Origin of the sequence: Virgibacillus kekensis (assembly GCF_042654125.1) — a bacterium.
In the GTDB taxonomy this organism is placed as follows: Bacteria; Bacillota; Bacilli; order Bacillales; family Amphibacillaceae; genus Lentibacillus; species Lentibacillus kekensis.
This window is the reverse complement of sequence record NZ_JBHSFU010000006.1, coordinates 194,157-210,157: the sequence shown is the minus strand read 5'-3', so window position 1 is coordinate 210,157 and position 16,001 is coordinate 194,157. Positions and strand designations below refer to the sequence as shown.

12 protein-coding genes, 1 other RNA gene and 1 other annotated feature are annotated in these 16,001 nt (G+C 41.8%); of the genes, 11 read left to right on the top strand and 2 right to left on the bottom strand.

Features of this window, described 5'->3' with window-relative positions:
* The first annotated feature begins 63 nt into the window (after positions 1 to 63).
* The 7 genes from ACFO3D_RS11980 to dtd all read left to right on the top strand — a co-directional run bounded on the left by ACFO3D_RS11980 (position 64) and on the right by dtd (position 9,471).
* Positions 64 to 414, top strand: a complete 351-nt coding sequence (locus ACFO3D_RS11980) for a post-transcriptional regulator (RefSeq protein ID WP_390296260.1) — start codon at positions 64 to 66, stop codon at positions 412 to 414.
* A gap of 37 nt (positions 415 to 451) precedes the next feature.
* On the top strand, positions 452 to 2,719 hold the full coding sequence (secDF, locus tag ACFO3D_RS11975; protein ID WP_390296258.1) for a protein translocase subunit SecDF: 2,268 nt from the start codon (positions 452 to 454) through the stop codon (positions 2,717 to 2,719).
* 655 nt (positions 2,720 to 3,374) lie between these two features.
* Positions 3,375 to 3,719 carry a LapA family protein gene (locus ACFO3D_RS11970; protein ID WP_390296256.1) on the top strand — a complete coding sequence of 115 codons (345 nt, stop codon included), beginning with the start codon at positions 3,375 to 3,377 and terminating at the stop codon, positions 3,717 to 3,719.
* 61 nt (positions 3,720 to 3,780) lie between these two features.
* Positions 3,781 to 6,111: a single-stranded-DNA-specific exonuclease RecJ gene (recJ, locus tag ACFO3D_RS11965; RefSeq protein ID WP_390296254.1), complete on the top strand. Its 2,331-nt coding sequence runs from the start codon at positions 3,781 to 3,783 to the stop codon at positions 6,109 to 6,111.
* Positions 6,101 to 6,613 (top strand): adenine phosphoribosyltransferase, encoded by a 513-nt coding sequence (locus ACFO3D_RS11960; protein ID WP_390296252.1) that lies wholly within the window; start codon positions 6,101 to 6,103, stop codon positions 6,611 to 6,613. Before recJ ends, ACFO3D_RS11960 begins: the two co-directional genes overlap by 11 nt.
* 191 nt (positions 6,614 to 6,804) lie before the next feature.
* Positions 6,805 to 9,006 carry a RelA/SpoT family protein gene (locus ACFO3D_RS11955; protein ID WP_390296250.1) on the top strand — a complete coding sequence of 734 codons (2,202 nt, stop codon included), beginning with the start codon at positions 6,805 to 6,807 and terminating at the stop codon, positions 9,004 to 9,006.
* Between the two features lie 15 nt (positions 9,007 to 9,021).
* Positions 9,022 to 9,471 carry a D-aminoacyl-tRNA deacylase gene (dtd, locus tag ACFO3D_RS11950; protein ID WP_390296248.1) on the top strand — a complete coding sequence of 150 codons (450 nt, stop codon included), beginning with the start codon at positions 9,022 to 9,024 and terminating at the stop codon, positions 9,469 to 9,471.
* A 78-nt stretch (positions 9,472 to 9,549) separates the two neighbouring features.
* Here the strand turns inward: dtd and ACFO3D_RS11945 are convergent, their stop codons facing one another.
* Complete coding sequence (locus ACFO3D_RS11945) at positions 9,550 to 10,605, bottom strand: N-acetylmuramoyl-L-alanine amidase (protein ID WP_390296246.1); 1,056 nt, start codon at positions 10,603 to 10,605, stop codon at positions 9,550 to 9,552.
* 90 nt (positions 10,606 to 10,695) lie between these two features.
* On the opposite strand from ACFO3D_RS11945, the gene ACFO3D_RS11940 reads away from it, so the two are divergent.
* The 4 genes from ACFO3D_RS11940 (at position 10,696) to ssrS (ending at position 14,560) form a co-directional block, all read left to right on the top strand.
* Positions 10,696 to 10,869: a hypothetical protein gene (locus ACFO3D_RS11940; RefSeq protein ID WP_390296244.1), complete on the top strand. Its 174-nt coding sequence runs from the start codon at positions 10,696 to 10,698 to the stop codon at positions 10,867 to 10,869.
* Between the two features lie 64 nt (positions 10,870 to 10,933).
* Positions 10,934 to 11,156, top strand: a binding site (T-box leader).
* 56 nt (positions 11,157 to 11,212) lie between these two features.
* Complete coding sequence (hisS, locus tag ACFO3D_RS11935; RefSeq protein ID WP_390296242.1) at positions 11,213 to 12,499, top strand: histidine--tRNA ligase; 1,287 nt, start codon at positions 11,213 to 11,215, stop codon at positions 12,497 to 12,499.
* Positions 12,496 to 14,262: an aspartate--tRNA ligase gene (gene aspS / locus ACFO3D_RS11930; protein WP_390296240.1), complete on the top strand. Its 1,767-nt coding sequence runs from the start codon at positions 12,496 to 12,498 to the stop codon at positions 14,260 to 14,262. Before hisS ends, aspS begins: the two co-directional genes overlap by 4 nt.
* Positions 14,263 to 14,380: 118 nt before the next feature.
* A non-coding RNA gene (ssrS, locus tag ACFO3D_RS11925) (6S RNA) lies at positions 14,381 to 14,560 on the top strand.
* Between the two features lie 737 nt (positions 14,561 to 15,297).
* Here ssrS and ACFO3D_RS11920 read toward each other — a convergent pair.
* Complete coding sequence (locus ACFO3D_RS11920; protein ID WP_390296238.1) at positions 15,298 to 15,972, bottom strand: RsfA family transcriptional regulator; 675 nt, start codon at positions 15,970 to 15,972, stop codon at positions 15,298 to 15,300.
* Positions 15,973 to 16,001: the final 29 nt, after the last annotated feature.

Here is a 16,001-nt window from a genome sequence, read left to right as displayed (position 1 = left end):
CCTACCTTCTCAAAAAATAAGTTTTCATATACAATGATATATATGCAAAGAAGTGGGCCAAGCATGACAAGCATTATTATCCGGTCCAATATGGGATGGGAGGTAACATACTTGGAAGTAATCAAAACTGTTAATGAATGGAAACCAGTATTACGACATGCTCTTGAAAGTAAAGCAAGTGAGTTTCAACTGCTGGGGTATAACAAGGCCACGCCTGCTGACATCTGGAAGTGTCTGGAGCAAAAAGTATGGAAGGGCAATCCTCCCAAACGTTTATATGAAGTGGTTCAAGATATCTTTCACCTATCGTCAAGTCTATATATGAGCTACCTGACCGTAAATGCGTATCAGGACGATGATTTGATGGCTTCTATAGCTGCGTTGACCAGCGGAAGTCAGGAAGAAGCAGAATAATTATTACATAGTGTACATAAGAGGAGGCAACTGACAGATGAAAAACAGAGGCAGGATTATTGCCTTTTTTCTGATTGTTCTTGTGTTTGCTGGGACAATTGGGACAACCATAACAGGCATTACAAAAGATATTAATCTGGGTCTAGATCTTCAGGGAGGATTTGAAATTCTCTATAAAGTAGAGCCAATAGAAGATGAAGCCAAAGTGGACCAGGAAACCCTGGAATCCACAGTACGGATTCTTAATGAGCGGGTAAACCGCCTTGGTATCAGTGAAGCGAACATTGACATTGAAGGTGAAAACCGGATTCGTGTTCAACTTGCCGGTATTAAGGACCAGGAAGAAGCAAGAGAACTGTTGTCCACCTCAGCAAGACTTTCATTCCGTAACGTTCAAGACGAAGAACTGCTTAATGGAAATGATATCGTTAGGAATAGTGCCCAACAGGATTTTGATCCTAATACCAATCAGCCGATTGTTACTTTACAGCTGAAGAATGCCTCTGAGTTTGCTGATATTACCAGCAATCTGAAGGATAATTTCAATCCGGAAACACCTTATCCGGATAACCTGCTCGTTATTTGGATGGATTTTGAGAAAGGTGATTCTTTTGCCGCAGAATACGGTAAAAAGGACCCGAAATATATATCAGCACCTTCTGTCGATGAAACACTAAATACGACAAATGTCATGATCACAGGAGATTTCACTCCTGAATCGGCTCAGAGGCTTGCAGATATCATCAATGCTGGGTCATTACCGGTTAATATGACAGAGTTGTATTCCAATACAGTAGGTGCGCAGTTTGGTGAGCAGGCGCTGGATAAAACGGTGTTTGCAGGAATCATAGGTATAAGTATCATCTTTCTATTTATACTCGCATTTTATCGTTTTCCAGGTTTGATTGCAGTTATAAATCTGAGCATTTATATTTATTTGATCTTACTGGTATTTGAACTGATGAACGGCGTTCTCACTTTACCTGGTATTGCAGCTTTAATTCTTGGTGTAGGTATGGCTGTTGATGCCAATATTATTACATTTGAACGTATCAAAGAAGAAATACGGGAAGGTAAGTCGTTATTTGCGTCATTTAAAGCAGGGACAAGTAACTCACTGCGGGCGATAGTGGATGCGAACATTACCACTATACTTGCAGCTGCAGTATTGTTCATGTTCGGAACAAGCTCGATAAAAGGCTTCGCTACAATGCTGATTGTAAGTATTGTGGTCAGCTTTTTGACTGCCGTTTATGGTTCACGATTGCTGCTCAGCTTGTGGATACGTAGCAAGTTTCTTAAAAACCGTCCGGAATTATTCGGGGTTAAAAAGAAGGAAATTAAAGATATTAAGGATACAACCGAACGTGAGGCCACTATTTTCAACCGTGAAGTAAATGTGGTGCAGCATAGGAAGAAATATTTCCTTGCTTCAGCCATTATGGTTATCCTGGGAGCAATCTCGCTAGGTCTTTTCCAATTGAACCCGGGAATTGACTTTACAAGTGGTTCACGTATCCAGATTCAAGCTGAAGAAAGCCTTAATGCAGATGAAGTTCAAGATGGTCTGGCTGAACTTGGACTTGAGGCAACCCCAGTCATTTCAGGCGCCGAAAATAATGTGGCGGTTGTTCGTTATGAGCGTGTAATCAACGAAGATAAAATTGCCGAGGTGCAGAATTATTTCCAGGAAAACTTTGACGCGGCCACGAGTGTGAGTATTGTGTCGCCAATTGTTGGTGAGGAACTGGTTAAGAATGCCCTTTATGCACTTGCAATAGCATCTGTGGGTATGATTATTTATGTAACAATCCGGTTTGAATTGTTCTTTGGAATAACGGCAATTATTGCGCTGGTCCATGATGCTTTCTTCATTCTAGCTATTTTCAGTTTCACACGACTTGAGTTTGATGTAACAATTGTGGCAGCTGTTTTAACCATTATTGGTTACTCGATTAATGATACTATTGTCACGTTTGACCGGATCAGGGAGAATTTGCGTAAGAAAAAGCGGGTCAAGTCGTTCAAGGAACTTGCTGTAATCGTAAACAGGAGTCTTGTCCAGACACTCACCCGGAGTATCAACACCACTGTAACTACAATGATTGCAGTGCTCGCATTCCTGTTCCTTGGTGCTGAGTCAATCACAAGTTTCGCAATCGCACTGGCCGTCGGGTTGCTTGCTGGTACGTATTCATCACTATTCCTTGCCTCCCAGCTATGGCTGGTATGGCGCGGAAAAAATATTAAAGAAAAGCCTGTTGTTTTTGCCAAGAAAAAACGAACAGAGGGACCACAGGTTTAAGTACTTGATACAATCCCTTATCGCATAAAATTGCGATAGGGGATTCGTTTATCCTTTCTCATTTCGTAATCTGTTGATTATTAATGACGAAGTTGATGTAAACTGCGACATAACTCGTAGCTTCGCTCTGGAAATACATTCCGCTTTCACCGCTCCGGGTGCAAGTCCAACATCTGTTCAAGCTAAAGCTTTCACGGTGTTTCCTTTGCCGCCGGGCAACGCTTCAACTTCCTCGGAAGAAAACCACTTCCTGCGGGATTTTCAGCTGTTGCTTTTCCCGCAGGAGTCTCCATGTATTTCCCTCGCTGGATTAAGGCTGATTCGTACCGTATTTACATTGGCCTCTTAGTCTTAAACGCATATTAGGTAGAAACGGAGACTCCAGTGGGAACAGCACGAGACGAAGACCCCGCAAGAAGCGTTTTTTTGCTTCTGAGGAGGCTGAGGCCGTGCCCACGGAAAGCGAAGTATTCTACCGGAGCGAAGCTTCGCGGTTATGTCGCAGTTTATAGATATTGTGTCGAAAAACAAGAAAAACAACCTATTTAAAACTAGGAAACTAGTGTAATTGAGTGTATGTCAAGTTTTCTAATGGTTAAACTTACCTGCAACAGGGTATTTTAGCTAACAAGGCTAAATAGAAGGAGGAATTGTTTTGAAAGGTCAGTCCTATGTCATTCTTTCAATAATATTTATTATTGTGGTTGCGATTTTTGCAGTTATTAATGTCGAACCCGTTCAAGTTGACTACTTATTTGGAAGTGGTCAGGCACCACTAATACTTGTAATTCTTTTTTCGGTTTTAATGGGTGGTATTATCACTGCTGCTGCGGGGATCGTGAAAGTTATTAATTTGCAGCGTGAGAGAAAATCCCTGCGGTCAGAAAATAAGCACCTGAAAGAAAAACTGGAAAAAAATCAACCACTCAGTAAAGAGAGTCCAGTGAATCCAACGTCCCCAAAACAGACCAAAGAGGAAGGCGGAGGTTCAAAGGAATAACGAAAACCTGATTGCGACCCCTGGCTTAGTCTAGTATAATAGATTAGTCAGGGGTGAAATTATGCTGCAAAGCAAGACAAAATGGAATTTTTCTGAAGTGCAAACAGAAACACCAGGCTGGGACTTGAATAACGTTTCTCCGTTGATAAAGGAGTTGTTAATTCAGCGTGGAATTAATTCGAGTGAGGAAGCAAAGGCCTTTTTAAAGCCTGATTTATCAAATTTACATAACCCGGAAAATTTTTCGGATATAACAAAAGCAACCGAACGTGTACATAGAGCAATTGCTAATCAAGAAAAGATTCTTATATTTGGCGACTATGACGCGGATGGGGTCAGTTCCACAACGGTGATGCTGAAGGCGCTGAAGGAACTTGGTGCTGACTGTGAATTTTATATACCTAACCGCTTTACCGAAGGATACGGACCAAATGAGACGGCATTCAAAGAGGCCTACCAAAACGGATATTCTCTGATTATTACGGTGGATAACGGAATTTCCGCTGTTCATGAAGCAGCTGTCGCGAAACAACTGGGAATCGATCTGATTATTACAGATCACCATGAGCCGCAGGAAGAACTCCCGGCAGCGTTTGCCATTATCCATCCGAAGTGTTCACAGGACTATGGTTTCAGTGAACTGGCAGGTGTCGGAGTTGCATTTAAGTTTGCACAGCATCTACTTGGATATTTCCCTGAACAGCTATTGGATCTTGTGGCAATTGGTACGATAGCTGATTTGGTGCCCCTTAGAGATGAGAACCGTATACTGGCATATTTCGGACTAAAAGCGTTATCCTCCACAACGCGACCAGGGTTAATAGCTTTAAAAAAAGTTTGCAACCTGAATGAGGAAGTAAGTGAAGAGGATGTCGGTTTTCTGATCGGACCGAGGATTAATGCTGTGGGCAGGCTGCAGGACGCTGATTTGGCAGTTCAGCTTCTTCTCACTGAAGATCCTTTTGAAGCCGAACAAATTGCTGATACAGTGCAGTCGATTAATCAGGAGCGACAAAAGATTGTCAGCAATATTGTGAAAGAAGCCGATCAGATGGTTGCAGACAAAGATGCTCAGGGTGTTATTGTTGTTGCAAAGGAAGGATGGAATCAGGGTGTTCTGGGAATTGTTGCATCCAACCTTGTCCGTAAGTATGACCGGCCGGCTATCGTACTGACTGAATTGCCGGATACGGGAGAAGTAAAGGGATCTGCAAGAAGTATTCCTGCTTTTGATTTATTTACCAGTTGTATGAAAATAAGAGATGTTTTTACCCATTTTGGAGGACATGCACAGGCTGCGGGAATGACACTTCCGGTCGAAAATTTAACACGACTCCAAGATGAGCTTAACAGCATAATCCATGCGGAGTTATCGGAGGAAGATTTTTCACAGGAGACAGAGATCAGCCGGACAATTGCTATACCTGAAATAAATGAAGAGCTGGTAAATGAAGTTAAACAGCTGGCGCCGTTCGGCATGGCTAACCCTAAACCTGTATTTCATATCAACCATCTTCCTGCTGACATCAGACAGATTGGAACCCGGAAAAATCATTTAAAACTCCAGTTCAGGGATGCACAGAGAGCTCTTGAGGGGATTGGATTCGGTCTTGGTGATTTATATCATCATATATCACCGAAGACTAAGCTATCCGTTGTCGGAGAATTAGGCATCAATGAGTGGAACGGCATCAGAAAAGCCCAGATTATCATCCGGGATATGAGAATCGATGAGCGACAAGTCTTTGACCATCGGGGAAAGAAACGTTTCGATATAACACCATATGTTCATAATAAGAAGACACATCTCTCAGTATATGAGAACTTACCGATTGATAATAGTTTCTTACCTGAAAAGGTGGAAAGTATTACATATGATTCGGATTTATCCATGTTGCAAAAGGTGAATTCTATATATTTATACGAGCTGCCGACAGACCTCCAGACGCTTAAGGACATCTTGAGAAGAACGCAACCTATGAATGTTCACGCATGTTTTCAGCTTCGTGACAGCATTTATATGAAAGCTTTTCCATCACGTGAGGATTTTAAATGGCTATATGCATTTACAGCGAAAAGAAAGCAGATAGATCTTCAGCGGGAGCTTCCAATGATAATGGATGCAAAAGGATGGACCAAAGACCGGGTGCTGTTTATGTCAAACGTGTTTTCTGACTTGGAATTTGTTAAGATAAATAATGGTATTATGGAATTGAATTCGAAACCGGCTAAGAGGGATTTAGCTGAGTCGGAATTATATCAAAAGTACTTAAAGCATGCAGAAATAGAGAAGTTGCTTTATTACTCCACATATGATGAATTAAAGCAGTGGATAATGACCTGCATTACAGATGGGGTTAAACCCAGGGAGGAAGCTACTTATGGATTATAAAAAATATATTAAGATTGTTGATAATTGGCCAAAAGAAGGCATTCAGTTTAAGGACATTACTCCATTAATGGATAATGGAAAAGCTTTTAAAGCAGCGGTCGATGAAATAGTTGAATTTGCGCGCGAAAAAGATATCGATCTGGTTGTTGGCCCGGAAGCCCGCGGATTTATAATTGGATGTCCGGTTTCCTATGCGCTTGAAAGTGGCTTTGCACCTGTAAGAAAAGAAGGGAAGCTGCCAAGGGAAGTAATAAAAGTTGATTACGGTCTTGAATACGGTGAAAATGTACTTACCATTCATAAAGATGCCGTTAAGCCTGGTCAACGGGTACTTATTACGGATGATCTGCTTGCCACTGGTGGTACAATTGAAGCAACAATCAAATTGGTTGAAGAACTTGGCGGTGTTGTCGTAGGGTGCGCATTCCTTATCGAGCTTTCCTATTTGAACGGACTTGAAAAGCTCGATGGATATGATGTCCTTACCTTAATGAAGTATTAAATATATTAATCAGGTCTGACCGGTACGATGTCCGCGTCAGACCTCTTCTTATCACATATTTTACCAGTAACATATACTGTCTATTAACCGTACAGGGTAAAACTTATTATTCAGTTGCTTTCCCTTTACATTTATATTAAAATTTTCAATACTATTAGAAAGTATTCTCTACATTGAATTCAGGTGATTATATGGCAAAAGAAGAAATTCTGACAATAGAAGATGTTATTGAAAAAGCTCGCCGGTATCTAACAGAAGAAGACACGGGATTTCTTCGTCGTGCATACGACTTTGCTGAAAATGCACATAAAGATCAGTATCGGAAATCCGGCGAGTCTTATATTGTTCATCCCGTTCAGGTAGCCGGTATTCTGGTTGATCTTGAAATGGACCCTGAAACGATTGCTGGTGGTTTTTTACATGACGTAGTAGAGGATACGGATGTAACATTGGAACAGCTTGAAGAATACTTCAACCATGAGGTTGCGATGTTGGTAGATGGTGTTACTAAGCTGGGGAAAATCAAGTACAAATCCAAAGAGGCAATCCAAGCCGAAAATCACCGGAAAATGTTTGTTGCAATGGCCAAGGATATCAGAGTTATTCTGATTAAGCTTGCTGACCGTCTGCATAATATGCGGACACTAAAGCACCTTCCTCCTGAAAAGCAACGAAGAATTTCCAATGAGACGCTGGAAATTTTTGCCCCGCTAGCTCACAGACTTGGGATTTCCACCATAAAATGGGAGCTTGAGGATACTGCACTGCGGTATCTCAATCCACAGCAGTATTACCGGATTGTTCAGCTGATGAAACAAAAGCGTGAACAGCGCGAATCGTATATCGAAGAAGTAATGGGAGAAGTAAAAGACCAGTTATCCGATGTAAGCATTCAAGCAGACATTTCAGGGCGTCCAAAGCACTTATATAGTATATATCGCAAAATGGTTAAGCAAAACAAACAATTTAACGAAATTTATGACTTACTTGCAGTAAGAATCCTCGTTAATAGTATAAAAGATTGCTATGCTGTATTGGGTATCATTCATACATGTTGGAAACCGATGCCTGGAAGGTTCAAGGATTATATCGCAATGCCTAAACCCAACCTTTATCAGTCCCTTCACACCACGGTGATAGGGCCTAAAGGAGATCCTCTTGAGGTGCAAATCCGTACAAAAGAAATGCATGAGATAGCCGAATATGGTATCGCTGCACACTGGGCATATAAAGAAGGACGCCGGGTTAACCAAGATAAGAAATCATTCGAGGAAAAACTGACATGGTTCAGAGAAATTCTTGAATGGCAAAATGAAACCCATGATGCAGAGGAATTTATGGAATCACTGAAAGTAGACCTGTTCAGTGATATGGTGTATGTGTTTACTCCTAAAGGAGATGTAATCGAACTGCCATCAGGATCAGTACCACTTGATTTTGCATACCGAATTCATACGGAAGTCGGCAATCAGACAATTGGTGCAAAGGTTAACGGCAAAATGGAGCCGCTTGATTACGAACTTAAAAATGGTGACATTATTGAAGTAATGACATCCAAGCACTCGTATGGACCATCACAGGATTGGCTTAAAATCACTCAGACCTCACAGGCGAAAAGTAAAATTAAACAGTTCTTTAAAAAGCAGCGTAGAGAAGAAAATATCAGTAAGGGTAAAGAGGCGGTTGACCGTGAAATCCGTTCATTGGGTATTGAACCTAAAGAGGTATTAACACAGGATAACCTCAAACGTGTATACGAGCGGTTCAATTTTATGAATGAAGAGGATATGTATGCAGCTGTAGGGTATCAGGGAATAACTGCTGCACTCATAGCCACACGTCTTACTGATAAAATACGTGAAACCAGACAGAAAGAACAGAATTTGGAAGAAACGCTTGAGGAAGTTAAGAGTGAGACAGCAGATAAGAAAACACACAAGCGCGACTCCGGTGTTCAAGTGGAAGGTGTCGATAATCTGCTTGTGCGCCTGTCCAAATGTTGTAACCCAGTTCCTGGGGATAAGATTTTAGGTTATATTACGAAGGGAAGAGGTGTATCTGTTCATCGTGCAGACTGTCCAAATGTCCAAACAGAAGAGGCAAGGGAACGTCATTTGCATGTGGAATGGGAAAATGCTCAGACAGATAAAAAGCAATATCATGTCGACCTTGAGATTTCTGGATATGACCGCCGTGGATTATTAAATGAAGTACTCCAGGCAGTAAACGAAACGAAAACAAATATTACGCAGGTAAATGGGCGTTCCGATCGTAATAAGATGGCAGTTATTCATATTACAATCCTTATCCAGAACACCAGTCATCTTCGTAAAATTGTAGAACGGATTAAGCAAATTAGAGACGTATATACAGTAACACGAACGATTCAATAGTTAGGAGTATTCATAATGAAAGCAGTCATTCAGCGTGCCAAAGATGCAAAAGTAACAGTAAATGAAGAAGTAATCGGTAAAATTGATTATGGGTTTGTTGTGTTGCTGGGAGCTGCCCATGAGGATACTGAAGAAGATGCGGACTACTTGATCAATAAGCTTGTCCACCTTCGTATTTTTGAAGATGAGGCAGGTAAAATGAATCTTTCCTTAAAGGATGTAGAGGGAGAAATACTATCTATTTCCCAGTTCACCCTTTATGCAGACACACGAAAGGGTAGACGTCCCAATTTTGTGAAAGCCGCCAAGCCGGACAAGGCTGACAAATTGTACAACTATTTCAACAGGAAGATAGAAGAGCAGCATGGTATTCATGTGGAAACAGGCGAATTTGGCGCAATGATGGATGTGCAGCTTACTAACGAAGGGCCTGTCACCATTATAATAGACAGTAAAGATAGATAGAAAATGGAACAGCATAACAGCTGTTCCATTTTTTTGGCCAACAAACCTTATTAGGGGATTGCATGGGGCGTTAACATTCTATTGTTCGTAAAAATATTTATTGAGACCATTTACTATTCCTTTGACCAGCTGTTTCTGGTAGGCATTAGTCAAAAGTAGCTGTTCTTTCTCATAGTTCGATATGAATCCGAGTTCTAAAAGAATTGAATGTTTGAAGTTTTGCCTGATTACATGGAAATCACCGAATTTAATGCCCCTGTTTCGTGCTCCGGTTATTTTGGCAATGTCCTCAATGATATATTGAGCAAGTTTCTGGTTCTGTTCATGGTAGTAATAAGCGCCTATTCCGGTAACGCCTGGCATGGAAGGAACACTATTGTAATGAATGCTGATAAAGGCATCCGTGTCCTGTATGTTAGTGAGGCTTGTTCTGCTCGCAAGAGATATAAACTCATCGTCCTTCCTGGTAAGAATTACTTTGGCCCCTAGCGAAGTTAGCTCCTGTTTTAACTGCTGCATTGTTTTAAAGGTGAAATCTTTTTCAAATGTCCCACTAGCACCAATCGCCCCAACATCCCGTCCACCGTGACCTGCATCGATTACTATCGTTTTATTTTGAAGTCCGCTTGCTGGATTATCACTTTTCTCGAGAAAAGATTTGTAAATAAACCCTGTTAAGTTATCATTTTTAATTTCATACCAGTCACCATTTTCCGTGAGTACGTCAAATTCACTTCCTTTTTCGGCGAACCCTATGATTTCAGATGTGGTGGAAGGCTCCTTTCGTAAATGGGTATTATCATGCTGAATGGTAACCGTTTTGGGTGAATCAGTTGATCTGCTACTGTCTGTATCTGTCTCTGAATTCGTTGAAGAGGTTTTTATATCGACAAACTCAGTGGTAACCCAGCCTGTGTTATTACCAAGTTCAATTTCAATCCAGTTATCTTTTTGCTGAACAATCTCATACATTTCTCCAGTATGTATCTGATCTATTTTATCAAAGTTGGTTCCTGGACCTGTTCTTACATTTAGGTTATCGGTTATAACAATTGCTTGGTCTGCGCTGACAGGTATCGAAAACATCAATAGAAACATACTGAATACCAGTACTGCTGTTTTTCTAATATGCATGAAGTTCCTCCTTAAACTTTTTCGGTTACACTCTATTTTAATAAAAAGTCTTTATTTAGGCAAAACTAGTTTTCAATAGGGAGGGATTTTATGCGCACAAATGAAAAGCATTGGAATACTTCTGTCAATAAGGATATTTTCGGCGTTAACCTTCATCGGTTTATGGAGGTTGAATCGGGGTCCAGTCATATGGAAATTGCCGAGGAATTAGGTATTTCACTTGGTGAAGTAAAAAAGTTAAAGAAAAAGATAACTCGTACTTGACAATGATATACGGAAACATTAAGATAATAGTCATTCATAAACTGATTAAATGCACGATAGAAACGGAAAACCAGTGAAGGAAAAAGTAGTTAGTAAGTATGTGAAAAGAGAGAAAATGCCATCGGCTGCAAGCATTTTCACACATGCCCTGATGAAAGACATTCCCGAGGTGCTATATCGAACCGACAAACGTTGTAGGTATAGTCGTTTTGCAGGCGTTAACTGTGTAGAGCGGGTGCAATACGCACCAATCAGGGTGGCAACGCGGGTAAACTCTCGTCCCTTCTTTTATAAGGGGTGGGGGTTTTTTCTATTTATTAAACTTTTTTGAGGGGGTAATACCGTGAGTATAAAAGCACCAAGAGGCACAGCAGATCTGTTGCCTGGCACTATTGAGAAGTGGCAGTTTGTTGAAGATAAAATCAAAGATGTTTGTGAAAGGTATCATTTTAAAGAGATTCGTACACCGTTATTTGAACACACGGAACTATTCCAGCGGGGTGTTGGGGATTCCACCGATATTGTTCAGAAAGAAATGTATACATTTGAGGATCGCGGCGGCAGGAGTTTGACACTTAGGCCGGAAGGGACCGCTTCGGTTGCACGCTCTTTTGTAGAACATAAGTTATTCGGCAATCCCAACCAGCCGGTTAAACTGTATTATTTTGCTCCAATGTTCCGTTATGAGAGGCCACAGAAAGGACGAATGCGACAGCTGAATCAATTTGGTATCGAAGTGCTTGGAAGTTCTAACCCTGCGGTTGATGCTGAAGTCATAGATCTTGCAATGACTGTCTACAGCGAGTTGGGACTACGTTCATTAAAACTGGTTATCAATTCTCTGGGAGATAAGGAGAGTAGGGATAATCACAGACAAGCACTGGTAAATCACTTCGAGCCGCACCGAGATGAACTTTGCGGGGATTGTCAGACACGGTTGCGACAGAATCCGCTTCGCGTACTGGATTGTAAAAAAGATCGAGATCATCCCGCAATGAAAACAGCCCCATCGATTCTGGATTACCTTAATAATGAGTCAGAGAAATACTTTGAAGATGTGAAGAATTATTTGACCATGATGGGGATTGACTATACGGTGGATAAAAATCTTGTCCGGGGTCTTGATTATTATAACCATACAGCCTTTGAAATCATGAGTGAAGCAGAAGGATTCGGAGCCATTACCACGTTGGCAGGCGGAGGACGTTACAATGGTCTGATTGAGGAACTTGACGGGCCAAGCACTCCAGGAATCGGCTTTGGTATGGGGATGGAGCGGCTCCTTATGGCGCTTGAAGCAGAACACAGAGAAATAGACACAAACAGCAATCTAGATTGTTTCCTTGTGGCAGTTGGTGAAGAAGCAAGCAAAAAAGCTGTTCAGCTGGTACACGAGCTGCGGAAGAATGGAATTCAGGCAGATAAGGATTACCTGGACCGTAAAATGAAGGCGCAATTTAAAGCAGCAGACCGGTATCAGGCAAAGTATGTTCTTATATTCGGTGAAGATGAACTGAGCAGAGAGGTTATCAATGTCAGGGAAATGAGTACCGGAAATCAGAACGAAGTACCTTTAACGCAATTAATCGAGCATTTACAGGATACGTTTTCAGGAGGAGAAAAACAATGAGCAGTCGTATATTGGCAGGAACATTACGAGAAGAAAACATTGACCAGACAGTTTTACTGAAGGGATGGGTACAGAAAAGACGTGACCTCGGTGGGCTAATCTTTATTGATCTGCGCGATAAGTCCGGAATAGTACAGGTCGTATTCAATCCCGCTAATTCCGAGGAGGCCCTAAACATAGCGGAAAATGTGCGTACTGAATATGTAGTGGAAATAAATGGAACGGTTGTTGTCCGGGATGAATCCACGGTGAATCCTGTGATGGATACCGGTAGAATTGAAGTTATGGCAACCGGAATCACTATTCTAAACAAGTCCAAGACACCACCATTTCTCATTCAGGATGAGACTGATGTCGCAGAGGACTTAAGATTGAAGTACCGATACATCGACCTTCGAAGAAATACATTGCAGGAGACTTTTAAATTACGGCACAAGACAACACAGGCTGTACGCAACTTTTTAAATGACGATGGGTTTCTGGAGATGGAAACTCCGATTCTGACAAAAAGCACGCCTGAGGGAGCAAGGGACTATCTGGTTCCAAGCCGGGTTCATCATGGTGAGTTCTATGCTCTTCCTCAGTCCCCACAACTATTTAAACAGCTGATTATGATGGGCGGCTTCGAGAAATATTATCAGATTGCACGCTGTTTCCGTGATGAGGATCTGCGGGCAGATCGTCAGCCGGAGTTCACACAGATTGATATTGAGACATCATTCCTCAACAGTGATGAAATAATGGAAATGACTGAACAGATGATGAAACATGTCATGAAGGAAGTAAAAGATATGGATGTTGCCCTGCCATTTCAGCGTATGTCGTATCATGAGGCAATGGGCCGTTACGGATCCGACAAACCCGATACCAGGTTTGGAATGGAGCTTATTGACATGTCGGAGGTTCTTGCAGACTCGGAATTTAAAGTGTTTAAGGGAGCACTCGAATCAGGAGGAATCGTAAATCTACTCAATGTAAAAGGTGAGGCTGCCAATTACTCACGGAAAGACCTCGACAAACTGACCGACTTTGTAAAGGTATATGGCGCAAAAGGGTTACCATGGCTAAAAGTAGAGGAGAGCGACCTGAAAGGACCGATTGCCAAGTTTCTTTCTGATGAAGAAAAATCGGCAATTCTTCAGCAGGCAGAAGCAACAGATGGGGATCTGCTACTGTTCGGTTCTGACAAAGCATCAGTTGTGCATGACAGTCTAGGAGCATTGCGACTTAAACTTGGAAAAGAACTTAACCTAATTGATCAGAGTAAATTTAACTTCCTTTGGATTACCGACTGGCCACTGTTTGAGTATGACGAAGACCTTGGGAGATATTTTGCAGCACACCACCCATTCACAATGCCTGTTGAAGAGGACCTGGATAAACTGGGTACCGACCCGGGCAGTGTACACGCGAATGCATATGACCTTGTGCTGAATGGATTTGAACTTGGTGGAGGCTCTTTGCGTATTTATAAAAAGGACCAGCAGGAAAAAATGTTTGAGGTACTTGGTTTCAGCAAAGAAGAGGCTGAGGAACAGTTTGGATTTCTGCTTGATGCACTAGAATACGGTGCCCCACCACATGGCGGTATTGCACTTGGACTAGACCGGATTATAATGCTGCTTGCAGGACGTTCAAACTTAAGAGATACTATTCTGTTTCCGAAGACAGCTTCAGCCTCTGACCTGCTTACCGATGCACCAGATAGCGTAGGTGAAGAGCAACTGGAAGAATTGTCTATTCGGATACAGGATAAAATATGAATGAAAAGGAAAATTGTTGCAGAACCGTAACATCTGTAACCAACTTTTCATATCGTTAATTATTGAAGGACATAACTGGTTATGATAAGATGAATTTACAAACTTAATAATCACACTATCAATCCTGATGTGTGCGTCTTGTAAAAGTGTTTTGACCGAACAACAATAACAATGGGAGCTCGATACGTTTCCGTGCTGCGTGCATGCCCCGCCGGGGAAGCACAACATGCATGGAACAGAGCACCCACCTGCCAAAAGCGGGATCAAAACTTAAAAAGACGGCACAATTGGGATTGATAGAAATACATAATAAGAAAGCTGCGATTCTATCGCAGCTTTTTTTCTTTAGCAGGTAAGAAAGTATAAATACTTTCTTACTGCATAAGTGCAACTAAGGCTTTCGCCATTAAAGCTTGGCGATAAGCCAAGTTTTCTAATGCCCTTTTCGAATAGTATATTGCTTTTTCTATAAACTGCGAAGTAACGGCGAAGCTTCGCTCCGGCAGAATACTTCGCTTTCACCGCTCCGGGTGCAAGGTCAACATCTGTTCAAGCTAAAGCTTTCACAGTGTTTCCTTTGCCGTGGGCACGGCCTCAGCCTCCTCAGAGGCAAAAAACGCTTCTTGCAGGGTCTTCGACTCGTGCTGTTCCCACTGGAGTCTCCGTATTCTTCCTATGCTAATATATGTTCACTATATGAAAAGTTTAAGAGGTCAATGTAAATACAGTACAAATCAGCCTTATCCCAGCGGAGGAAATACACGGAGACTCCTACGGGAGCAGAGGCCTCGATGAGACCCCGGAGAGCGTTAGCTCCACGGAGGCTCAACAGCCGCCCGTGGAAAGCGTAGTGTATTTCCGTAGCGACGAAGACGCACTTATTAATCGTGAGTCCGAGTTAAGCATTGATTTTTCACTACTTCGCATTTTTTATCTACTACGAATTATTTTCGTTCAGTAGAAAGCAGCAAGTTTTTAAGAGAATAGCATTCTTAATATTAACAATAAAAAAACCCGGATTTCCCCGGGTTTTTATTATTGTGATGAACTTTGTGCTACTTGCTGCAAGTTTCCGTTTTTATCCATTCGGAAAGTAGGTGGCTTCAGTGAGCCCTGGTCGTCCAGGACTGTCATTTTTCTTGCGCGGTCCATTATTTGCATGAATACTTGATAGTCTTCCTGTACCTGTGCATATTGTTTCTCTGTTTCTGCTAATTTCTTTTCCAAATCATTGATTTGTTCTTTCAATTCCTCGTTTTCTTTTTGGACATGTTCCAGAGAAGCTTTTGATTGATTGGAAGCATAGTAGTCTTTTTTAAATTCTTTTAAAAAGCGGATCACACCATCCAGTGTCATAGCTGGGGCTTCCACCGTTGTCTGCAATGCGGCTTCAGTGTAAGTTTCACTGCTCGTCTCTGATTGGGTTTGGGTAGCAGGTAAAATAGTTTGAGCCGCTCGTACAGGTTTTCCAGCACGGGCACGTTTCCGTTCCTTACGCTGGCGTTTTGCAAGATCAATAGCATTCTCGTATTTGTTTCTGACTTCCGCATTCCAGCGAAAACCGCATGCTGCTGAGGTACGGTTGAGTTTATCACCCACCTCTTCAAATGCGTTTAGTTGAGTGCTTCCTTCTCTTATATGACGCAGCACCGTTTCTGCAAGCAACAGGTCATCCTCATGTGACCAGGCATCTTGTCTGACTTTAACCAATTTGTTCAACTCCTTTTTCAATAAACAGC